19 protein-coding genes are annotated in these 22303 nt (G+C 65.2%); 7 read left to right on the top strand and 12 right to left on the bottom strand.

Annotated features, from left to right (window positions below):
• Window positions 1–180: 180 nt before the first annotated feature.
• Window positions 181–1149 carry a VacJ family lipoprotein gene (locus tag HUK72_RS00295; protein ID WP_176595002.1) on the bottom strand — a complete coding sequence of 323 codons (969 nt, stop codon included), beginning with the start codon at window positions 1147–1149 and terminating at the stop codon, window positions 181–183.
• Between the two features lie 385 nt (window positions 1150–1534).
• On the opposite strand from HUK72_RS00295, the gene HUK72_RS00290 reads away from it, so the two are divergent.
• The 4 genes from HUK72_RS00290 to HUK72_RS00275 all read left to right on the top strand — a co-directional run bounded on the left by HUK72_RS00290 (window position 1535) and on the right by HUK72_RS00275 (window position 4722).
• Window positions 1535–2179: a PepSY-associated TM helix domain-containing protein gene (locus HUK72_RS00290; RefSeq protein WP_176595001.1), complete on the top strand. Its 645-nt coding sequence runs from the start codon at window positions 1535–1537 to the stop codon at window positions 2177–2179.
• A 16-nt stretch (window positions 2180–2195) separates the two neighbouring features.
• Window positions 2196–2726 carry a DUF2271 domain-containing protein gene (locus HUK72_RS00285; RefSeq protein WP_176595000.1) on the top strand — a complete coding sequence of 177 codons (531 nt, stop codon included), beginning with the start codon at window positions 2196–2198 and terminating at the stop codon, window positions 2724–2726.
• Window positions 2727–2851: 125 nt separating this feature from the next.
• Window positions 2852–3748: a DUF4198 domain-containing protein gene (locus HUK72_RS00280; protein ID WP_176594999.1), complete on the top strand. Its 897-nt coding sequence runs from the start codon at window positions 2852–2854 to the stop codon at window positions 3746–3748.
• 101 nt (window positions 3749–3849) lie between these two features.
• Window positions 3850–4722 carry an FAD:protein FMN transferase gene (locus HUK72_RS00275; protein WP_176594998.1) on the top strand — a complete coding sequence of 291 codons (873 nt, stop codon included), beginning with the start codon at window positions 3850–3852 and terminating at the stop codon, window positions 4720–4722.
• A gap of 153 nt (window positions 4723–4875) precedes the next feature.
• On the opposite strand, the gene HUK72_RS00270 is transcribed toward HUK72_RS00275, so the two are convergent.
• The 11 genes from HUK72_RS00270 to HUK72_RS00220 all read right to left on the bottom strand — a co-directional run bounded on the left by HUK72_RS00270 (window position 4876) and on the right by HUK72_RS00220 (window position 18312).
• Window positions 4876–5559: a Fe2+-dependent dioxygenase gene (locus HUK72_RS00270; protein WP_176594997.1), complete on the bottom strand. Its 684-nt coding sequence runs from the start codon at window positions 5557–5559 to the stop codon at window positions 4876–4878.
• Window positions 5553–6305, bottom strand: coding sequence for a tetratricopeptide repeat protein (locus HUK72_RS00265; protein ID WP_255325571.1), 753 nt, complete (start codon window positions 6303–6305; stop codon window positions 5553–5555). The genes HUK72_RS00270 and HUK72_RS00265 overlap by 7 nt, the downstream gene beginning before the upstream one ends.
• Window positions 6305–8797 (bottom strand): TonB-dependent siderophore receptor, encoded by a 2493-nt coding sequence (locus HUK72_RS00260; RefSeq protein ID WP_176594996.1) that lies wholly within the window; start codon window positions 8795–8797, stop codon window positions 6305–6307. The genes HUK72_RS00265 and HUK72_RS00260 overlap by 1 nt, the downstream gene beginning before the upstream one ends.
• Window positions 8798–8913: 116 nt before the next feature.
• Window positions 8914–9672, bottom strand: coding sequence for an energy transducer TonB (locus HUK72_RS00255; RefSeq protein ID WP_176594995.1), 759 nt, complete (start codon window positions 9670–9672; stop codon window positions 8914–8916).
• 271 nt (window positions 9673–9943) lie between these two features.
• Entirely contained in the window at window positions 9944–12532 is a 2589-nt protein-coding gene (locus tag HUK72_RS00250; RefSeq protein ID WP_176594994.1) for a TonB-dependent siderophore receptor, read from the bottom strand.
• An 85-nt stretch (window positions 12533–12617) separates the two neighbouring features.
• Entirely contained in the window at window positions 12618–12893 is a 276-nt protein-coding gene (locus tag HUK72_RS00245; RefSeq protein ID WP_176594993.1) for a ribbon-helix-helix domain-containing protein, read from the bottom strand.
• Window positions 12893–13615: an acetoacetyl-CoA reductase gene (phbB, locus tag HUK72_RS00240; RefSeq protein WP_176594992.1), complete on the bottom strand. Its 723-nt coding sequence runs from the start codon at window positions 13613–13615 to the stop codon at window positions 12893–12895. The genes HUK72_RS00245 and phbB overlap by 1 nt, the downstream gene beginning before the upstream one ends.
• Before the next feature lie 36 nt (window positions 13616–13651).
• The gene (gene hemH, locus HUK72_RS00235) at window positions 13652–14623 is read right to left on the bottom strand and encodes a ferrochelatase (RefSeq protein WP_176594991.1); all 972 of its coding nucleotides are present in this window, start codon (window positions 14621–14623) and stop codon (window positions 13652–13654) included.
• A gap of 5 nt (window positions 14624–14628) precedes the next feature.
• Complete coding sequence (locus tag HUK72_RS00230) at window positions 14629–16896, bottom strand: xanthine dehydrogenase family protein molybdopterin-binding subunit (RefSeq protein WP_176594990.1); 2268 nt, start codon at window positions 16894–16896, stop codon at window positions 14629–14631.
• A gap of 39 nt (window positions 16897–16935) precedes the next feature.
• Window positions 16936–17370 carry a CoA-binding protein gene (locus HUK72_RS00225; protein WP_176594989.1) on the bottom strand — a complete coding sequence of 145 codons (435 nt, stop codon included), beginning with the start codon at window positions 17368–17370 and terminating at the stop codon, window positions 16936–16938.
• Between the two features lie 171 nt (window positions 17371–17541).
• On the bottom strand, window positions 17542–18312 hold the full coding sequence (locus HUK72_RS00220) for an Mrp/NBP35 family ATP-binding protein (protein ID WP_255325752.1): 771 nt from the start codon (window positions 18310–18312) through the stop codon (window positions 17542–17544).
• A gap of 335 nt (window positions 18313–18647) precedes the next feature.
• Here HUK72_RS00220 and hflK point away from each other — a divergent pair, with 335 nt between their 5' ends.
• The 3 genes from hflK to HUK72_RS00205 all read left to right on the top strand — a co-directional run bounded on the left by hflK (window position 18648) and on the right by HUK72_RS00205 (window position 22252).
• Entirely contained in the window at window positions 18648–19766 is a 1119-nt protein-coding gene (hflK, locus tag HUK72_RS00215) for an FtsH protease activity modulator HflK (protein WP_176594987.1), read from the top strand.
• Window positions 19766–20611, top strand: a complete 846-nt coding sequence (gene hflC / locus HUK72_RS00210; protein ID WP_176594986.1) for a protease modulator HflC — start codon at window positions 19766–19768, stop codon at window positions 20609–20611. Before hflK ends, hflC begins: the two co-directional genes overlap by 1 nt.
• A gap of 123 nt (window positions 20612–20734) precedes the next feature.
• Window positions 20735–22252, top strand: a complete 1518-nt coding sequence (locus tag HUK72_RS00205; protein WP_176594985.1) for a Do family serine endopeptidase — start codon at window positions 20735–20737, stop codon at window positions 22250–22252.
• Window positions 22253–22303: the final 51 nt, after the last annotated feature.

Below are 22303 nucleotides of genomic sequence, written 5' to 3'. Positions count from 1 at the left end.
CTGCGTCCGATTTAACGCAGCGCGCTCTGGGGTGTGTGGGGATTCAGCCCATGGCGGGCTGCAAATGGCGGCTTTCTGCGCTTCCAGTGCTCACGTACTTTGAGTACGCTGCGCGCCGGTTCTCGAAATCCACCATTTTCGCTCCACCCTGAACTGAATCCCCACACATCCTAAACCAGCTTATGGCTGTTCATCATCCCCAACGACCACCGGCACCTTACCCAGCCCCGGCCCGTACACCGGCGTCACCGGTTCCTCCGGCGCGCGCCCGTGCAGTGCCTCGATCTCCGCCTTACGCTGGTTCAGATAGAGTTCGCGATAGGCGGCATAGGGATTGTCCTGCTGCCGGATATTCTGGATCGTCTCGTCGAACGCGGCCCGCTCGCCCAACTGGTTCAGGATCGTCGCGGGGATGACATATTTGGGCTCGTTGAACGGCTTGCCCACGGCGAAGGGCACGATCATCTTGTCCACCGTATCCCCGATGATGTCGCGCAACGTCGTCGGCCCGACGATCGGCAGATACATATACGGCCCCGGCCCCACCCCATAATAGCCCAGCACATTGGCGAGGCCATTGGACCGATAGGGCAGGAAGAACGGCTTGCGCTTCGCCACGTCGAACAGCCCCGCCACGCCCAGCGTCGTGTTGATAGTGAAGCGTCCCACCGTCTCCATCGCCTTGCCGGGTTTCAACTCCAGCATATAGGCCAGGAACACCACCGGCTCCTGCAGGTTGGAGAAGAAATTGCGCAGCCCCTTGCGCGCCGGCTTGGGCAGGCCCTTGTTATAGGCCTTGGCGACCGGCTCCACCACGGCCTTGTCGACCGCCTGCACCGTCTGGAAGCTCTTCTCGTTGAGCCGCTCCAGCGGATCGCCCGGCGGCGGACGCGTGCGCCCGGTGACGACGATGTCGCCCGGCCGCGCTGGCGGAAGGGCAGGCTCGGCGCTGGCGCCCGGCAGGTTCGGCATCACCGGCGGCGGCGGCACGACCAGCACCTGCGGTTCGCTTTCCGGCGCGGCCTGCGGGCCGGGGGCCGGATCGGCCGCCTGCGCCGCGGCGACAGGCGCGACAGGTTGCGGCGTACCCGCCGCCTCCGCCTGCACACCCATCATCAGCATTCCAGCGGCAACGGCTGGCGTCAGCATAGTGTCGTCCTTTGCGGGTAAGCCATCGGAACCGATGACGATTTCATGTCACCCCCATTTCACAGGCGGCTAGTTGGGATAGCGCGACCCGTCAATAGCATGACGCCGCCGGCCACCCTCACCTGGTTGTCGACAATAAGGCGAAAGGTGAAATAGACGTCCGCTTCGTCACCCTGGGCTGGATCCGGGGCCGCGCTTTTCCTTTGTCACAGCTTCAAGAAGCGGAATCCCGGGTCAAGCCCAGGGTGACGATATGGGAGAGTGTCACTGCGACACGCCTGTCGTACATTTTGATACAATTTTCGCGGGCTACCAAGATTTGCAATTGCGAGTCGTTCGCGTTATGCAACCGACCTTATCCCATACAGGACTCGTCCCGCTCCCGATGCACGCTCCCGCCCGCGCTCAGCCGAACAAGAAGAAGAGCCCCAAGGCCTTTTGGCTGAAACAGCTTCACACCTGGCATTGGGTGAGTTCCGCCATCAGCCTGATCGGCCTGCTGCTGTTCGCCTTCACCGGCATCACATTGAACCATGCAGCCGATGTGGAGGGGTCGCCGCAGACCGTCACCCAATCCGCCACCCTACCGCCCGCGTTGCTGAAGCAGGTCGCGCCGGATAACACGCCGGACGCCAAGAAGCCGCTCCCCGCCCCCATCGCTACATGGGTGGAAAAGCAGATGGGCCAGAACGGCAAGGGCGAAGCGGAATGGTCGGCGGATGAGGTCTATCTCGCCCTTCCCCGCCCCGGCGGCGACGGCTGGGTGTCGATCGACCGGCACAGCGGCGAAGTCACCAGCGAAGCGACCAGCCGGGGCTGGATCAGCTATTTGAACGATCTGCACAAGGGCCGCAACGCGGGCAATGTGTGGAAATGGTTCATCGACATCTTCGCCGTCGCCTGTTTCCTCTTCGCGCTGACCGGCCTGCTGCTGCTCTGGCTCCACGCCAGGAAGCGGCCGACCACTTGGCCGCTGGTCGCCATGGGCCTCGCCATCCCGGCGGTCCTCGCCATCATCTTCATCCATTAAGGGGAATTTTCGCCTCATGCAGATCAGCCACAAGATCGTCCTGACCGGCGGCGCGGCCTTGAGCGCCGCCAGCGCCCTCGCCGCGCCCGCCAGCGCGCAGACGCTGGACGTCACCCTCACCCTGCCGCGCCTGTCAGTGGCCGAATATCACCGCCCCTATGTGGCGATCTGGCTGGAGAAGGAGGGCGCGCCGGCCCGCACCCTGTCGGTCCTCTACGATGTCGACAAGCGCAACAATGGCGGCGCCAAATGGCTGCGCGACATCCGCATGTGGTGGCGCGCCTCCGGCCGCTCGCTGACCCTGCCCGCCGACGGCATATCCGGCGCGACCCGCGCGCCCGGCACGCATAAGCTCAGCTTCACCGCCGGCAAGGGCGGCATGCCGACGCTGACGCCCGGCAAATATATGGTGGTGGTCGAAGCCGCCCGCGAAAATGGCGGCCGTGAAGTCGTGCGCGTGCCGCTCAACGTGACCGCCGCAGGGGGCAAGGGCAGCGCCACCGGCCAGTTCGAACTGGGTGCGGTCAGCGCCGTGCTGTCGCGCTAGGGCCAATCCAACTCTCCCCCGTGTTCCTGCGCAGGCAGGAACCCAGACCAGACGGTGGAACTGGGCTCCTGCCTTCGCGTGAGCACGGAAGAGCAAACAAAACGCACCCAAACAGGGGATAAGCCATGACCAAATTCCGCAAGCTGCTGTTGCTCGCCGCCACCGCCGCCATTGCCCTGCCGCAAATGGCGGGGGCGGCGCGTCCCTGGATGCTGCCCTCCGAAACCATGTTCGCAGGCTCCGGCAATGAATGGCTGACGGTAGACGCCGCCATTTCCAGCGACCTCTATTATTTCGACCATCCCGGCCAGGACTGGCAGCCGGTCGTCACTGCCCCTGACGGCAGCACGGCGCAGGTCGAGAACCGCACCGTCGGCAAGCTGCGTCAGACCTTCGACCTCGGCATCAAGGCGAAGGGCACCTACAGGATCGCCATCGTCAACGAGATGCTGATGGGCAGCTACATGCTGAACGGCGAGCGCAAGATGCTGCCGCGCGGCACCACCGCCGCCACGCTGGCGACCGCCGTGCCGCAGGGCGCTACGGATGTGCAGACCGCCACGGCGACCACCCGCATCGAAACCTTCGTGACGGCGGGCGAGCCGGACCGCAAGGTCTTCGCCACGACCGGCAAGGGGCTGGAGATGGTCCCCGTCACCCATCCGAACGACCTTGCCGTGGGCGAAGCGGCGACCTTCCAGTTCCTGCTGAACGGCAAGCCCGCCGCGGGGCTGGACGTCGTCGCGATCCCCGGCGGCATTCGCTACCGCGCCGACCTGAAGCAGATGAACGCCAAGACCGACGCGCAGGGCAAGGTCACCTTCACCTGGCCGGAAGCGGGCATGTACTGGGTCAGTCTGGGCACCGGCGGGCGACGTGGTCCGGGTGAAGGCCCCGGCGGTGCACTGGGCGCGGGCAATCCGCAGGGCCAGGGCGGACCGCCAAGCGAAGGCGGTCCCCGCCTCATGGGTCCGCCGCAGGATCGCGCCACCTATGCCATGACGATCGAGGTGCAGGGCTGAGCGCAACTCCCATCCGCATCGCCATCCCGCCTGGCCTGTCGCCCGACGCCTTCGCGTTACGGGGCGGGCTGGGCCGGATCAGCGATTTTGGCGGGCCGACCATGGGCACAAGCTGGTCGGCCCGCATCGTCGATGCGCCGCCGGGCAGCGCGGCGGCGATCAAGGCAGTGCTGAACCGCGTCATCGCGCAGATGAGCAATTGGGAAACGGACTCCGCCATCAGCCGCTTCAACGCCGCGCCGGTCGGCCAATGGATGTCCCTCCCCGCCGACATGCTGACGGTACTGCGCGCGGGACTGGACATGGCGCGGCTTTCGGGCGGCGCGTTCGATCCCGCGATAGGCCGTCTCGTCGCGACATGGGGTTTCGGCCCCGAGGGCCTCACAGGCCTGTCCACCGCGCCCAACCACTCCTCACCCTGGACCGCCATCGAGATCGAGGACGACCGTGCCCGCCGCACCGCCGATGTGACGCTGGACTTTTCCGGCATCGCCAAGGGCTTCGCGGTGGATGCGGTGGCGGCGGCGCTGCAAGACCATGGCGCGGCGCATTTCCTCATCGAGATTGGCGGCGAACTGCGGGGGCATGGCGTCAAACCCGACCTCCAGCCATGGTGGGTCGATGTGGAGGCGCCTCCCGGCCTGTCGCTTCCCATGCTGCGCATCGCACTGTGCGGCCTGTCGGTCGCTACCTCCGGCGACTATCGCCGCTTCCGCGAGGAAGGCGGCACTCGCCTTTCCCACAGCATGGACCCGTCGACCGGCGCGCCCATCGCGAACGACGTCGCCTCCGTCACCGTCCTCCACGAAAGTGCCATGCTGGCTGACGCGTGGGCCACCGCGATCACCATTCTCGGCCAGGATCGGGGCATGGCCCTCGCCACCCGCCAAGGCATCGCTGCGTACCTGATCCGGCGGACGGAAACAGGGGGGCAGGAATATATGACACCAGCGCTGGCGGTGATGCTGGAGTGACTGGGGGAGCGGACCGGTTGCCTTCCTTGCAGTAGACCGTGCTCCTGCGAAGGCAGGAGCCCAGTCCTGCCCTTAGTGAATCATCGCTCCGCCTGAACTGGGGCCCTGCCTTCGCAGGAGTACGGCGCGCTTACCGGCCGCAACTGGCCAAAATCAGGCGTCGGCCCAGCGCCGCAGCAGATTATGATATACGCCCGTCAGCCGAATGACCTGCGCATGGTCATGCCCCAACTCCCCCGCCAGTTGCTGGATGCTGCTGTCGAGATCGAACAACATCTGCCGCGCCGCATCGTCCCGCACCATCGACTGGAGCCAGAAGAAGCTCGCCACCCGCCGCCCGCGCGTTACCGGCTCCACCCTATGCAGCGAGGATGACGGATAGAGCACCGCATGTCCCGCAGCCAGCTTCACCCGCTGCACGCCGAAATTGGTCTCGACCGTCAGCTCGCCGCCATCATAGCTTTCCGGCTCCTCCAGAAAGATGGTGATCGACAGGTCCGACCGCACACGAAAGCCGGTCCCCGCCTGAATCCGCACCGCATTGTCGACATGGGTGCCGAAGGCCTGCCCGCCCGCATAGCTGTTGAACAGCGGCGGAAAGACCTTGAGCGGCAAGGCCGCCGCAATGAACAAAGGCGAGCGGCCCAGCGCATCCAGCACAATCTGTCCCGCCTGCCTCGCTTCGGCGCAGTCTTCGGGCAGTTGCAGGTTGCGCTTGGCCAGGGCCGATTGATGGCCGGAGGTGACATTGCCGTCAACCCACTCCGCCGCGTCGATCAGCGCCCGCACGCGCTGCACGGTCTCGGCATCCAGCAGTTCGGGAATGACGGTCAGCATGTCGGCAACTCCTGTCCCAGCAGAGCGGCCAGCCCCGCCCGCTGCAATGATGAATGGCGCAGATAGTCGGCCGCCTTCTCCATGAAGGCAGGCGTCGCCGTCTCCCGCACCCGACGGAGCCAGCGCAGCGCCTCATCCGTCGCGCCATCTTCCGCCAGCAACCGCGCGAGATTGAACTGGCCGCGAAAATCTCCGCCCTCGGCCGCGATCCGATAATGGCGCAGTGCTTCCACCCGGTCCGCCGCGACGGACCAGCCGTCCTCGTAAAAGCTGCCGATATAATTGGCTGCCTTCGCCCCGATCAGCCCCGGATCGCCCGCCGCACGCCGGAACCAGTCCAGCGCCGCATCATGCTCCTCCGCCAGAGCGAGGCGCGTCGCATAATTATACATCGCCTCGGCCAGCCCCTGCCCGGCCGCGACCCGATAGCATTCGGCGGCGCGATCCAGATCGATGGCGACGCCCCAGCCCAGCTCATAGCAACGCCCGACCATGTTGAGCGCGAACATGTCATGTTGGGCCGCCGCCCGGTTGAACCAGCCGAAAGCGGCTCGCGGATCGGCGGGCAGCTCGACCCCGTCCAGCAGCATCTGCCCGAGCAGCAGTTGCGCCTGGGCGATGCCGCCCTCCGCCGCCACGCGGATCAGCGCAGCGCGATCCGCCCCCGGCCCTGCCAGCCGCGCCGCGAGCGCCTGTGCGCTCATGACGCTCAGATCGGCCAGCGAAGGCGGGGACGCTTGCGCCATCAATATTTGACGCTGAGCGTCGCGAAGGCCGACCGTCCCGCCGCCATGGTCGCATAATGGTTGGAGAAGGCCTGGCTGAAATAGAGCTTGTCCGTCAGGTTCTGGACATTGACGCTGAGGCCTACCTTGTCGCTGAATTCATAGCTGGCGCGGGCGTCGAAGCGCCAGTAGCTCGGCACCGACCGGGCGATGATCCTGCTCGCGGGGCTGACGGTCACTATGCCTGAGCTATTCTGCGTCGCGGTGCGGTTGTCAGCATAGCCACCAAACACCCGGCTCATATAGAAGGCGCCGCCGCCGACATTCAGCTTGGGCAGCACTTCGACATTGGTCCAGAGCGAGAAGCTGTGCTTGGCGGTCTGCGGGAACTGGCGGCCGGTGTTGACGGACTGCACCAGCACCGTCTTGGCCGCCTGAGCGCCGACCGCCGCCGCCGTCAGCGCTGTGAAACCTCCGTCGACAATCTTGGCGTCCATATAGGTATAGCCGCCAAAGACGCTCCACTTGGGCAGGATTTCGCCGTTGAAGCCCAGTTCCACACCCTTGATCCAACGCTCACCGACGAACTTAACCGTATTGTTCGGGCCAGTGACGCGGGCGTTCTTCGTCTCAGTCCGGAACAGCGCGACGTTCAGCGACAGGCGGGAATTGAACAGGTCCGCCTTGGCGCCGACCTCGTAGCTTTTGGTCCGCTCGGTCTTCAGCGCGTCGACGCCCGCCGCATTGTTGACCGTGCCGAAGCTGTTGCCTTCCTGCCCCTCGCCCACCAGGCTGTTCGGCGGCGTGGCGGCGGTGGAATAGGAGGCGTAGATGCTGGTGTTCGGTGTCGGCTTGGCCACCAGCCCCGCCTGCCAGTTCCAGATATCGTCCTCCCGCGTCAGGCGGAAGCTCTGGGTCGCCGCGATCGGCTGACCGGGCAGGACCGAGGATTTGAAGCTGTCGAAACGCAGGCCGAGATTGGCGATCAGCCAGGGCGTCAGCGTGATCGAATCGAACAGATAGGCCGATTGCGTATCGGCGTCGGTCTGCGTTTCCGCGATTGGCAGAGTCCTGGAGATCGCCGCCGGAACCGGGGAGGTTTCATTGGCATAGTTGACCCAGGGATCGGCCGGATTGGGCGCGAACAGGCTGGTGCAATTATAGCGCAACTGGGCTGCGGCGGAACAACGGGTGGAGGCGCCCTGAGTCCCTCCGGTCGTCAGCGCCTCGCTCCCCACATTATTGCCGCTGGTGTTGAGCAGGCCGCGGGTGACATAGGAACCGCGCCGCGCCTTTTCCCAGGAAAATTCGACGCCGGCGGCGAAGCTGTGCTCGATGCCGCCGGTGTTGAACTTGCCGAACAGGTCGGTCTGGTTGGTCAGCGTGTCGACATAGCCGTAGCGGCTGTTGGCGCGGCGCCACACCAGGCCGTTATTATAGACATTGCCCAGGCTGTCGTCGGGCTGGGTATAGATATAGGCCTGGTTGTTGTGGCTGTAGCGCACCGTGTTGCGCAGCGTCACGCCGCCGAAATCATGTTGGGCGCGGACGGTGAACTGGTCCGTCTTGCTCTTGCGGAAATCGCGGTTCTTCAGACCGTAGAAAGTGTCGCGGTCGACATGGCCGGTCGCGCCATTGGCCAGCGTCACATCCCCGATCGCCGGCTCCGAAAAGGTGAAGCCGGTCGGCGCGTTGCAGGTCGTGGTCGAGCAGACATAGGTGTAGGGAATGCCGCTGTCGGGCAGCTCGTCCGTATCGAGATGATACCAGGACAAGGTGAGCTGCGTCGAAGAGTTCATCCCGATGGTGAGCGAAGGCGCCACGCCCCAGCGCTTCTGCCAGATGGCGTCGCGACCGGCCACGTCCTGATCGTGCCACATGCCCGCCACGCGGAAGGCGACCGAGTCGGTCAGCTTGTAATTGATGTCCGCCGTGATCCGCTTGTAGTCGGCGGTGCCGTAGGACAGGTCCATGGCGGCGAAATCGCGGTCGCGGGGCAGCTTGGTGATGATGTTGAGCGAACCGCCCGCGCTGCCGCGCCCGCCCAGCGAACTGTCGGAACCGCGCACCACCTGGATCTGCTCGATCGCGAAGGTTTCCCGCGACTGGGCCGAGGTATCGCGCACGCCGTCAACATAGGTGCTGCCCTGGCTGTCGAAGCCACGGATGAAAGGCCGGTCCCCGATCGGATTGCCGCCCTCCGCCGCGCCGAAGGTGATGCCCGGCACGGTGCGCAGCGCCTCGACCAGTGTGGCGGAGCCCGTGTCCTTGATCACATTTTCGCTGACGATCGCGATCGACCGGGGCGTGTTGATCAGCGGCGCGGTCGCCTTGGGCGAGATGATTTCCTGATTGTAGCGGCCGTTGACGACGATCTGGCCTGCGTCCGCCTGCTGGTCGACCGCCGCCTCGTCCGCCTTGTCGATCGCCAAAGCGGGACTCGAGGCGAAGGCCCCGACGCAGCCAAGCGCCAGAAAGGCGGGCGCCGAGCGTCGGCGGTTATCGGATTGCATGGCGGTCGGTCCCCTTTTCTTGCCTTATTTTGGAGGCCCAGTTATTGAGACGCGTTCGCAGAGTCAAACACTATTGAGAAACAAAAGCAGCGCAAGCGGAAAAGGCAGACCCTTTTTTATCCGTCGGTGCGCAGAATGAAGGGGATTTCGACGACCCCTTTCACGCGGAAGGCCTGCCCGTCGCGCATCACAGGCTTCCAGCGCCAGCCGCGCACCGCGTCGCGGGCCGCATTGTCGAGCCGGGGGAAGCCGCTGCTCCGGGCGATGTCCAGACTGTCCACCCCGCCGTCGAGGCCCAGCGTCAGCGCGAGGACGACCGTGCCCTGCTCCCGCTTGCGGCGGCTTTCGATCGGATAGCGGGGCGGCTTGCCCGCGACCATCTGCGTGCCGAGGTCGCCGCCCTGAACGATGCTGGCGCCTGGCGATGCGGCCGGCGGAGCGGGCGGAGCGGAGATCGCCGCGGGGGGAGCTGTCGGCGCGGGCGGCAGGCTTTCCGGCGTGGTGGCCACGGTCGGCATGGGCGGCACGGGCACTTGCACCAGCGGCGGCGGCGCGACGATCTGCGGTTGCGAAGGCGGAGGCGGCGTATCAGCCGCCGGTGGAGGGGGGGGCGGCAGCAGGTTCACCACCGACAAGCGCGTTTCCCGCACGCGCTGCACATGCTGCCGGGCCTGGATCAGCGCGGCGATGAGGACAGCGTGAAGCAGCACGATCAAAACGACCGCCGGCACATTCACCCCGCTCCGCGCTCCATAGCGGGCGGGCGGCGCGCCGGGTTGCATGGCCGCGCTGGAAACAAGCGCCAGAGCTGCCGGTGGCGAGACGAACGGGCCATCCACCGCCTCTTCACCAAATCTATCCGCTACGCGAAGCATGCCAGATCCCCTTTGCGGCCGTGCCGGGAAGGCCCGGTCATAACGAGAACTCTAATGCGAATCAATCGCACCTTTAAGAAGGGACCGGACGGGCGGCGACCCGAGGAGGAGAGGAGTGCATCGCCGCCCGCCCGTTTCCCCCGGCAAGGGACGAGTGCCGGGGGGACCGAAGCGATTTCAAGCCGGACCATCTGACCGTCAGGAAATCGCGGAAAACAAAAGACCATCAGGGCATGTTCCGGTTCAGCAAATCGAACATGCCCTGGACCGGTCAGAACATATAGTTGAGGCTGAACACCGCCGACCGGGTCGGGGCCGGCTGTGCCCAACTATTGTTGGTGTTGTTGCGCACCGTCGTCACATATTTCTCATTGGTGAAGTTCTGCACATTCACCTGCGCCTTCAGATTCTCCGTGATCGGATAGGAGGCCATGAAGCGGTGAATGGTGTAGCTCGGCACCCGATAGCCGACATAGCTGTTGGCGACCAACTGGGCGAGAGTCGGCTGGTTGAGCAGGAAGCTGCCCTGATAGGTCAGGCCATAGCCCAGTTCCAGACCGAAGCCGAAGCGGTAGGTGGTGAACAGGCTGCCCGAATGTTTGGGCGTGTTGGTGAGCGCATAGCCCGCCGTCGGATCGGGGAAGGCGGCGCTGTTGGCGCAAGTGCCTGCCGCCGGATCGGTCGCGCCGGGGTGGGCGAGGCAATAGTCTGAAACGCCCTGCTTGATCCTGCTCTTGAGGTACATGTAGTTGGCGGAGATCGTCCAGTTGCTGGTGATGTTGCCGGACGCGCCGAAGGACACGCCCTCCACCCGCTGGAAGCCATCCGTCGCCTGATCGGGCAGGGTCGGATCGCCCGACACCACCTTGATCTGGTCGCGGTCGTTGCGGAACAGGGCCAGGGTCAGCAGCAGCTTCTTTTCGAACAGGTCCGCCTTGGCGCCAATCTCGTAATTCTTGGTCGTTTCCGGTTTGACGTTGCAGGTGCCGCTGCCGCCCGATGCGTTGTCTGCCGTGCAGCTTCCGTCGACCGAGGATTTGGAGGGCAACTTGCTGTTGCCATAGGCGACATAGAGGCTGGTGTTCGGGGTCGGTTTCACGACCGCGCCGACGCGGAAGGAGAAGAGATTATCCTCCACCTTCAAATAGGTGGGATTGGTCGCTCCCGCCGCCGGCACCGACAATTGGCCCAGCGTGGCGCCCGGCGCGGTCACATAGCTGAAGGTCCGGTTGAAGCCCTTCACCCTCTCGTAGCGAAGGCCGCCGTTGATCTCGAACCAGTCGGTGAACTTCATCGTATCGAACAGATAGGCGGCATAGCTGGTCTGCTCGCCAACATTGTGCGCGCCGAGGATGAAGTTGACCGGGCCGACATAAGCGTTGCTGCCATAGACGCGCGCCAGGCCGCTGGTGGCGGCCGGGCCGACGATGCCCGAAGACGGATCGGCTATGTTGACGAGCGGAAGGTAGAAGCCAAGGCTGCTCCCGGCGCTATAGGTCGCTGTGGCCGTGCCATTGCCGCTGGCCGGTGCGCTGAACGGCGCGGCATAGGGATCGAAACCGGTGGCGGTGCGGCCGATGCTGCCCTGCAACTGATCGTAGCGCTCCCACAAGGCCGAGCCGCCGACGACCAGCGTATGGCCGATGCCGCCGGTGTCGAAATCGGCGCTCAGGTCGATCTGGTCATAGGCGGTCTCATTGGTGATGAAGCGCTGGTTGCCGCGACCGCCGGTCGGGACATAATAGCCGACCGGAATGGTGAGCGTCTGCCCTGCGGCGGTCGATCCGACGCGCAGCGTACACGCGCCGCCGGTATCGGGATTGAAGCCGCCCGCCGTGCCGTTGTCGAGGCAGAAGACGCCGTTCGGCTGGCTGGTCACCGTGTCCTGGCGGATATGTTCGTAGCGCGTCAGGTTGCGAATCTTGACCGTGTCGCTGAAGGCATGGCTGAAGATCGCCTGAAGCGACTTGGTCTTGCTGTCCTGATGGTCGAGATTGGCGAAACCATAATAGCCCGACCGATCGAAGTCCTTGACGATGCCACCCATCGCCGGGAAGTAACGAATGCCATATTGCGGCATTGCCTTGTCATCCAGATATTCGCCCTGGAGTGTCAGGCTGGTCGGCCCGTCGATACCGATGGTAATGGCGGGCGCGATGCCCCAGCGTTCATAATCCTCGACATCGCGGCCCGGTACGTCGTTCCTGTGGTAGACGACGTTGAGGCGCACAGCGATCAGATCGTTGACCCGCTTGTTGGTATCGATGGTCGCGCGATAATAGTTGTCGGTGCCGATGCCTGCATTCAAAATGGTCTGATCATCGGCCAGCGGACGCTTCGTCACCAGATTGATCGTGCCCGCGACCGAACCACCGCCGTTCATGACCGAATTGGCGCCGTTGGTGACTTCGACCTGCTCGATATTATAGACTTCGTTGCGGTTCAGGAACGCGCCGGAGCGCACGCCGTCGACCGTGACGTCGTTCTTGGCGTCCTGGCCGCGCAGGATGATGCGGTCGCCATAGCCGAAGCCACCCTCGCCCGCGCCGAAGGTGATGCCGGGCACGGTGGACAGGACTTCGCGCAGCGTCAGCAAATTCTGCTGCTGGATGGTTTCCTTGCCGATCACCATGATGGTCTGCGGCGTGTCCAGCAGCGGCCGGGTATATTTGGGCGATTCCGCCTTCTCGACCTTGATCGGTGACTCGTCGATCGCCGTGTCGGTGACCGTCATCCCGCCGAGCTTGGCGCCCTGCGCGCCGTCCTGCGTAGCATTTTGCGCATGGGCGGTGGAGGCGAAGGCCATCGCGCCGACGCAACTCAGCGCCAGGAAGGAAGGACGTGACATTGCTTTGGACATGAAAACAGAACCCCTTTTTGAACCTTGGGGCTTCTGCTATTGCGACTCGTTCGCATAGTCAATGCTATTGCGAATAATTATTATCTCATGGCTGCATATTATCCCTGAAAAGCCAGCATCTTATAGCGCTCGCCAGATTGGGGGGATCGGCCGCCGCCATGCGCGCGACGTCGATGCGCGCGATCAGCGCATTGACAGGCAAGCCCTCCCGCGCGGCGACCGCACGGAGGGCTTGCCAGAAGATCGGTTCCAGACTGATCGCGGTCTGATGGCCCGCAATGGTCACGCTGCGCTTGATGGGCGGAGCGAAGGGCGATCCCGCCAACGCCGAGGCGTCATCGGAAGCGCCCTCTTCCTCCATCAGTACATATGCTGCCCGCCGTTGATCGACAGCGTGCTGCCGGTCACGAAGCCGCCATCCTCGCTGCAGAAGAAGGCCACGCCGCGCGCGATTTCATCGGCATGGCCCAGACGGCCCACCGGAATCTTGGCGACGATCTTCTCCAGCACGGCCGGAGGAACGGCGGCGACCATGTCGGTGTCGATATAGCCGGGCGCGATGGCGTTGACGGTGACGCCATATTTCGCGCCCTCCTGCGCCAGCGCCTTGGTGAAACCATGAATGCCCGACTTGGCGGCGGCATAATTGACCTGGCCATATTGGCCCGCCTGCCCGTTGATTGATCCGATATTGACGAAACGGCCCCAACCACGCTCCCGCATCCCGCCGAAGGTCGCCTTCGCCATGTTGAAGCAACCGCCCAGATTGATGCGCATCACTTCGTTCCAGTCGTCGAAGCTCATCTTCGCCAGCACGCCGTCCCGCGTGATGCCCGCATTGTTGACGACGACATCGATCGGGCCGAGCGCTTCAGCCACCTGTGCGCAACCGTCCAGACAGGCCTGGTGATCGCCCACATCCCATTTGAAGGATGCGATCCCCGTCTTGTCCGAAAAGGCCTGCGCCTTTGCGTCATTGCCCGCATAATTGGCGGCGACCGTGAACCCCATCTCCCTGAGCGCCAGGCTGATCGCCTCGCCAATTCCACGCGTTCCGCCCGTGACGACTGCAACCTTGCTCATAGTGGCTCTCCTCAGCAAAAAATGACGGGACGAAACTTACCTCTCCAACCAACCGGCCAGTTCGCGCCGGGCCAGATTCACATATAGGTTCATAGCGTCCGCAGACGCGTTCAAACAACTCAAATGGACAAAATTATTACCACCGGAAGCGATAAAATCCTCTTTGCCGCGCAGGGCGATTTCCTCTAGGGTTTCCAGGCAATCCGCCGAGAATCCGGGGGTCAGGACAGCAACATTTCCGACACCTTCGGAGGGGAGCTGACGCAGCACCGCATCGGTCGCCGGACCCAGCCATTTCGCGCGACCGAAACGCGATTGAAACGTGACCCGCACCTCGCGCCCCAGAGCCTCGCCCAGCAGGCGCGCACTCTCCACGCATTGGTCGCGATAAGGGTCGCCCAATTGCCGCGTCCGCTCCGGCATGCCATGGAAACTGGCGATCAACAGGTCGGGCGCGAAATCCAGCGCGGCGAGCTGCGCCTGCGTCGATGCACGCAGGGCCTCTATATAAGCAGGATCGGCGTAATAAGGCGGCAGGGTGCGGACCGCCGGCTGCGACCGCATCTTGCCCAGCGCCGCATAAGCGGCGTCGAGCGCGGTGGCCGTCGTCGCCGCGCAATATTGGGGATAGAGCGGCGCCAGCAATATGCGGTCGCACCCCGCCGCCGTCATCGCCGCCAGCCGCGCGCCGATGGAGGGATTGCCATAGCGCATGGCCCAATCCACCATCGCGGCAGATCCCAGCCTTTCCTGCAATCCCCGCGCCGTGTCGCGGGTGTAGACGGCGAGCGGCGATCCCTCCTTCATCCACACCTGGCGATAGGCATGGGCTGATTTCTTCGGCCGGGTCAGCAGGATCGGGCCGCGCAATATCGGCTGCCAGAGCAGTTGCGGAATCTCCACCACCCGCGGGTCGGACAGGAATTCGGCCAGATAACGCCGCACCGACGCCGGATCGGGCCCGTCCGGCGTGCCGAGATTGATGATAAGGATACCGATCCTGCCCATCGCCTTCACCCTTCCATCAGCAAGGGCAGGCTGCGGAAGCGCCGCCCGGTAGTGGTGAACAGCGCATTGGCGACCGCGGGCGCCACCAGCGGCGCGCCCAGATCGGTCAGTCCGGCGGGCGGCGCGGTGCTGCGGATCAGTTCCACGGTCACTTCCCCGACATCCCCCAGACGTGGCAAACCCATGCGGCCCAATATCGCCCGCGTGGGCATGCCCTTCGCATAGGGCACGGACGCCCCCATGGCGAGCGCCAAGCCATGGATCAGGCCGCTTTCGATCTGCTGCCGGGCGATGTCGGGATTGACCTGCTCCCCACCATCGACGGCGGCGACGATCCGCCCGACCTGCAACTTGCCTTCGATGATGCCCGCCTCCACCATGATCGCAATGAAGGCGCCGTTCATGACATGCGCGGCCAGCCCCTGCCCACTTCCCTCGATGCCGCCCTGCCAGCCGCCCATGGCGCCCACCGTGGTCAGGCAATGCGCCAGCCGGGGATTGCCGCCCAGCATCTGGATACGAAAGGACATCGCCTCCATCTGCGCCTGATGCGCCAGCTCGTCTATGAAACTTTCGGTGAAGAAGGCGCCGTGCAGATGCGCGTTGCCCCGCGCGAACCCCAAGGGCAGGCCGACATCGGCGGGGAAATGATCCACGGCCCAATTGGGCACGGCATAGGGCAGCTCCATGCCCGCCACCGCCAGCCGGGTCGAAACGCCCGCAGCTTCGGCGCTGGCCTCATGCGGCAGCTTGCCACGGGCGATGCGCGCCCATGTCTGGGTCATCGCGCAAGGGGCGGCGACCTTCGCGGACCAGCCTTCGATCGCGCCGTTGCGACCCAGCTTGCCCGCCATGCGCGCATGGGCCGGGGCGCTGGGCCGGTCCTGGATCACATCCTCCAGCCGCGACCAGAGCAGTTGCACCGGCCGCCCCATTGCGCGGGAAAGAAGCGCCGCCTGCACGCCCGCCCCGAACTCCATATGGCGGCCATAGCCCCCGCCAGCATGCAGCGGATAGAGCGTCACTGCCTCCGCCGACAGCCCCAGCGCGCTGGCGATGGCGGCGCGGGCCAGGCCGGGCGCCTGCGTCGCCATCCAGACTTCCGCGCCGTCTTCGCTGATCCGCGCCGTGGCGCTCATCGGCTCCAGCGCCAGATGCAGGCCGGGCCGCACCCGATATTCGCTGGCAAGGATGGTCGCGTCCTCGAACAGCGGCTTCAAATCGCCCCGCGCATAGAGCCGCTCGCCGGAGCCGGAAAAGGCCTGCTCCAGCGCCGCCTCCATCCCGGCGCTGTCCACAGGCCTGCCGGACAGCTCGAACACAGGATCGGCCAGGTCCAGCGCCTTGTTCGCCGCCCACCAGTTGCTGGCGACCACCGCCACCCAACGCTCATGCCGGACCAGCTTCAGGAAACCGGTGACGGATTTCGCCGCGCCCTCATCGACGCTTTTCAGCACCGCGTCCCCGATCGGCCCCTGCCGGATGGAGGCGAAGACCATGTCGGGCAGGCGGATGTCGGCGGCGAAATTATGGCTGCCGTCGATCTTGGACGGCGTGTCGAGCCGGGGAAGCTCCTGCCCCGCCAGCCGGTCCACATCCGCCTGACGGAAAGGCAAAATGTCCGGAAGGTCGTAGGTCGCGGCATCCTCCACCACCTCGCCCAGCTTCAGCTTGCGCTGCCCGCCATCGGAAATCATGCCGTTCTGGATGTCGCAACTTTCCCACGCCACGTCCCAGCGCGCCGCCGCCGCCTTGCACAACAGCACCCGCGCCGCCGCGCCCGCCTCGCGATAGGCCTGATGGAACATCGGGATCGACGTGCCCGCGCCGGTCAGCATCAGCGCGCTGCGCGTGGCATATTGATCGATGGCCCATTCGCCTGCTTCGCCCGCCAAGCGGCTCCAGTCATTGGCGAGCCATTCTCGCGCCAGCAGATTATTGGCGTAAAGCGGGCTGACAGGCGCGCTCTGCACCCCCACGGTGCGCCAGTCGGCGCCCAGTTCGTCCGCCAATATCTGCGGCAAAAGCGTGCTGATCCCCTGCCCCATCTCCGTCTGCGGCACGATGACGATGACCTGACCGGACCGGTCGATCTTGAGGAAGGCGTTGAAGGCGGTTTCGCCCGGCGCGGTGTTGAGATTGGGGCGATAGGCTCGCGGCCACGCCGCCCATGCCAGCAACAGCCCCGCCGCAGCGCCCCCGCCGATCAACAGCGTGCGCCGGTTCAAACCCTTTTCCGTCTGCTGACCCTGCTTCCGCGGTGCGCGCCCCATAAGTCCGCTGATAAAGAGGCTTGGAAGCTCTGGAAAGCCCTATTGCGCGTCGACCGGCTGGAGCTGGAGACGGCGTATCTCGATCACCGGACAACGGTCCATCACCACTTTGAGACCAGCCGCCTCCGCTCGGGCCGCCGCGGCATCATCGATCACGGCCAACTGCATCCATACCGCCTTGGCGCCGGCGGCTATGGCATCGTCCACCGCGTCCCCAGCGGCCTCGCTGCGGCGGAAGATGTCGACCATGTCGACCGGCACGCCGATATCGGACAGTCTCGCCCAGACGAACTCGCCATGGACATGCTCGCCCGCGATCTGCGGATTGACCGGCAGCACGCGATAGCCGTGGTCCTGCAGGGTCTTCATGACGCCATAGCTGGGTCGGTCGGGCCGGTCGGAAATGCCGACCAGCGCGATGGTGCGGGTTTCGTTCAACAGATCGGCAATATCCTGCGCAGCGGTAAGCGGCATGTAACGGACCTCCATATTCCTCGGACATGGGAAGCACGCGGGAGGGACACAAGCCGTTCCCTTGAAATGACGATGCGGGACGAACACAGGCGGTCGTAGCCGAACCAACGCCCCATCCCCCGTCATGCTGAACTTGTTTCAGCATGACGAGTTGGGGGAAAGACCTGCCCCTTAAATCCCACCGCCCCTCAGCCACGCCACCACCTTCTCCGCAATCGCGCGGAAGGCGGCGCCATGCACATCGTCCCCCGCCGCTGGAGGATCGCCCGCGTCGGAGCGGCGGCGAATGTCGATGGCGAGCGGTATCCGGCCAAGGAACGGCATGCCCATCTCCCCGGCGGCCGCCTCCGCGCCGCCCTGACCGAAGGGATCGGACGACTCCCCGCAATGGGGGCAGGCATAGCCCGCCATATTCTCGACCAGCCCGATCATCGGCACATGGGTCTGCTCGAACAGGCTGACGGCGCGGGTCGCGTCGATCAGCGCCAGATCCTGCGGCGTCGAAACGATGACGGCCCCGGCAGGCTTATGCTTCTGCACCATCGACAATTGCACGTCGCCGGTGCCCGGCGGCATGTCGACGATCAGCACCTCCGCATCGCCCCAGTCCGCCTCGATCAACTGGGCGAGCGCGTTGCCCGCCATCGGCCCGCGCCAGGCCAGCGCTTTGCCCGGCTCGACCAGATGTCCCATGGACAGCATCGGAATACCCAGCGGGCTTTGCACCGGGATGAGCTGCTTGTCCTTGGCCTGCGGCTTCCGGTCCTCGCTAGCCATCAGCCGCGCCTGCGACGGGCCGTAAATATCGGCGTCGACCAGCCCGACCTTCACCCCCAGCCGCTGGAGCGCGACCGCCAGATTGGCCGACAGGGTCGATTTGCCGACCCCGCCCTTGCCCGAAGCGACAGCGATGATCTTCAGCGGCTTGCGCTCGGCGGTCATGGCGATGCGCACGTCGCTGACGCCTGGCACGGTCAGCGCGCCCTCGCGGATCGCGGCGGCCACGGCGTCGCGCTGATCGGACGACAGGCCCGCCACGTCCAGCGCCAACGTCATAATCCCGTCCTTCAACCGCGGCGCGCTGGCGCGCCCTTCGGTCAGCGTTTTCAGGCGGGCGGCGAAATCTTCAAGCTCGGTCATGGGAGCGCCATCTAATGGCTTTCGACATCCGGCGAAACCGGCCCAACCCCTTTTTTGTCCCGTAGCGACATCATTCGAAACAATAATCGTTGCGAAGGGCACTGTTTTTCGCCGGAAAGCCTTCCTATAGAGGAGCGATGAAGAGAATTTTCGGGTGGATGCAGGGCAGTGCGAGCGCCATGACCCAGGGTCCCTGGGGCGGCAAGAGCGACGGGCCGGATGGCAATGACGGTCAGGGCAAAGGGGGCGAAGGCGGCCCGCGCAACCCCTGGACCCAACCCGGACGCCTCGGCGCCAAGGGTCCTTCCGCGATCGAGGAACTGCTCCGCCGCAGCAAGGAAAGCTTCGGCCAGGGCGGCGGGGGCGGCTTCGGCAATCTTCCGCCCCGGCCTTCGGGCAAGGCGCTGTGGCCCGCCGCCATCGGCATATTGGTCGTGCTGTGGCTGGTGTTGACCTGCTTCCACCGCGTCGGCCCGCAGGAACGCGGCGTCGTCACCCTGCTTGGCAAATATAGCCGCACCCTTTCCCCCGGCATCAGCCTCACCCTGCCCGCGCCGCTGGAAAATGTGACGACCGTCGATGTGGAGGAAATCCGCACCATCGACATCGGATCGACGCGGGCGGAGAGCGAGAATCTGGTGCTGACCGGCGACCAGAACATCATCGACCTCGCTTATTCGGTGCGCTGGAACATCCGCAGCCCGGAACTTTATCTGTTCCAATTGTCCGATCCCGACGCGTCCGTCCGCGAGGTCGCGGAAAGCGCGATGCGCTCCGTCGTCGCCAGCGTCAGCCTGGAGGATGCGCTGGGCGCCGGCCGCACAGAGATCGAGCAGCAGGTCGAGCAGCGGATGCAGGAAATCCTCGACGGCTACCGGTCCGGCATCCGCGTGCAGGGCGTCGCGATCAAGCAAGCCGACCCGCCCACCGCCGTCAACGATGCGTTCAAGGCCGTGTCCGCCGCGCAGCAGACCGCGCAGACCTATCTCAACGAAGCCCGCGCCGCCGCGCAGCAGGTGACGGCCAAGGCGCAGGGCGAGGCAGCCGCCTTCGACAAGGTCTATGAGCAGTATAAGCTCTCGCCCGACGTGACCCGCCGCCGCATGTATTATGAAACCATGGAGGGCGTCCTGTCGAACGTCGACAAGACCATCGTCGAAAGCGGCAATGTGACGCCGTTCCTGCCGCTGCCCGAACTCAAGCGCAGGGCGCAGGCTAGCGCCGCGCAGGGCGCCGCCGCCGGGGAGGGCCAGTGATGCAGGGCCTGATCCGTCATCCCGTCGCGCTCGCGCTGCTCGCCATCGCCGCATTGCTGCTGATCGGCAGCACCATCGCCATCGTGCCTGAAACCAAGCAGGGCGTGGTCGTGCGCTTCGGTGATCCCAAGAAGATCATCAACCGCTACCGCCCGAACGAGGATTTCGGCAAGACCGGCGCGGGCATCATCCTGCGCTGGCCGTTCATCGACCAGGTGGTCTGGATCGACAAGCGCGTGCTGTCGGTCGAGATGGAGCGCCAGCAAGTGCTGTCCACCGACCAGTTGCGGTTGCAGGTCGACGCCTTCGCCCGTTACCGCATCGTCGATCCGCTGCGCATGTATATCGCGGCGGGCAGCGAGGAACGCGTATCCGACGCGCTGCGCCCGATATTGGGCTCCGCGCTGCGCAACGAATTGGGCAAGCGGCCCTTCGCGGCGCTGCTCAGCCCGGAGCGCGGGCAGGTGATGGACAATATCGAGGCGGGCCTGAACCGCGTCGCCCGGCAATATGGCGCGCAGATCGTCGACGTGCGGATCAAGCGCGCCGACCTGCCCGACGGCGCGCCGCTGGAAAGCGCCTTCACCCGCATGCGCACCGCGCGCGAGCAGGAAGCGCTCACCATCCGCGCGCAGGGCGCCAAGCAGGCGCAGATCATCCGCGCCGAAGCCGACGCCAACGCCGCGCGCATCTATTCGGACAGTTTCGGCAAGGATCCGCAATTTTACGATTTCTATCGCGCCATGCAGGCCTATCGCTATACTTTCTCACCTGACAAGCAGGGGTCGACCTCCATGGTCCTCTCCCGCGACAATGATTTCCTGAAGCAGTTTCAGGGACGTTGAGTAGGCGTTGAATTCATTACGGAACCAGCGCCATTCAAAGTCGGTTAAGGCAAGGCGGCGCATCCCGCTCTCTTCGCAGAGTCCCGCCTTTCCTTCGCCCAGTTCATGAGAGGACCGTCACGAGTGCGTTACGCTTATGCCATTACCGGCGCCCTGCTGCTCGGCGGCACCGCCATCGCCGTCACGACCAGCTCCAATGTCGGCGCGCAAGTCGCCCAGAATGAAGGCATGCAGGCCGCCGCGCCCGCCGGCGCCCCGGCCAGCCTGGCCGACATGGTCGAAAAGCTGCAGCCCGCCGTCGTCAACATCTCGACCCGCCAGCGGGTGCAGGTGCAGAATCCCTTCGCCGGAACCCCCTTTGGCGACCTCTTCGGCCAGGGGCAGCAGGGCGGCAAGCCCCAGACCCGCCAAGCCCAGTCGCTGGGATCGGGCTTCATCATCTCGGCCGACGGCTATATCGTCACCAACAACCATGTGGTGTCGGCGGGCGCGGAAGGCGCGTCGGTGGACTCGATCACCGTCACGCTGACCAACCGCGAGGAATATCCGGCGAAGCTGATCGGCCGCGACCCCGCGACCGACATCGCCGTGCTGAAGATCGAGCCGAAAAAAGCCCTGCCCTTCGTGAAGTTCGGTGACAGCACCAAGGCGCGCGTGGGCGACTGGGTGATCGCCATCGGCAATCCCTTCGCCCTGTCGGGCACGGTGACGGCGGGCATCATCTCCGCCGTGCATCGCGGCACCGGCGGCACCTACGACAAGTTCATCCAGACCGACGCGTCGATCAACCAGGGCAATAGCGGCGGCCCGATGTTCGACATGCGCGGCAATGTGATCGGCATCAACAGCCAGATCCTCTCGCCTTCGGGCGGCAATGTCGGCATCGGCTTCGCCATCCCGTCGGAACAGGCCGCGCCGATCGTGGACACGCTGCGCAAGGGTCAGGCCGTCAAGCGCGGTTATCTCGGCATCCAGATCAGCCCGCTGGGCGAGGATCTGGCCGATTCGCTCGGCCTTGCCAAGAATCGCGGCGAGTTCGTCCAGGGCGTCGAGCCCGGCAAGGGCGCCGACAAGGCTGGGATCAAGGCAGGCGACGTGATCGTCAGCGTGGCGGGCCAGGAAGTGACGCCGGACCAGAATCTCTCGTCCATCGTCGCCAACCAACCCATCGGCGGCCGCGTCCCCATCGTGCTGCTGCGCAACGGCCAGCGCCAGACGGTGACCGCCATAGTCGGGGAGCGTCCTTCCGAGGACGAACTGAACGCCTTCGCCCAGCAGCAGGATGACGATTTCAGCCAGCAGCAGCAGGACGACCAGTCCAGCAGTGGTCAGGCGACGCAGCAGTCCCTCGGCATTTCCGCCATCCCGCTGACCTCGACCATCATCCGCCAGCTCGGCATTGCAGCCGACACGCGCGGCATCGTGATCACGGCGGTGGATGGTTCGACCGATGCGGGCGCCAAGGGTCTGCGCCGTGGCGACGTGATCATCACCGCCAACAATCGTCCGGTCGCCACCCAGGCGGAACTGGACGCGCAGGTGAAGGCAGTGTCGGCGCAGGGCCGCAGTGCAATCCTTCTGCAAGTGCTACGCCGCGGCCAGCCCGCCGTATTCCTGCCCGTGCGGCTGCGCGACAAATAAAAGGCTGAAATAAAGCCGATCGTTATGGGCCGCGCTTGCCGGAAGCCCTGT

The sequence above is a fragment of the Sphingobium sp. 15-1 genome (assembly GCF_013375535.1).
In the GTDB taxonomy this organism is placed as follows: Bacteria; Pseudomonadota; Alphaproteobacteria; order Sphingomonadales; family Sphingomonadaceae; genus Sphingobium; species Sphingobium aromaticivastans.
This window is presented reverse-complemented; position numbering and strand designations above follow the sequence as displayed.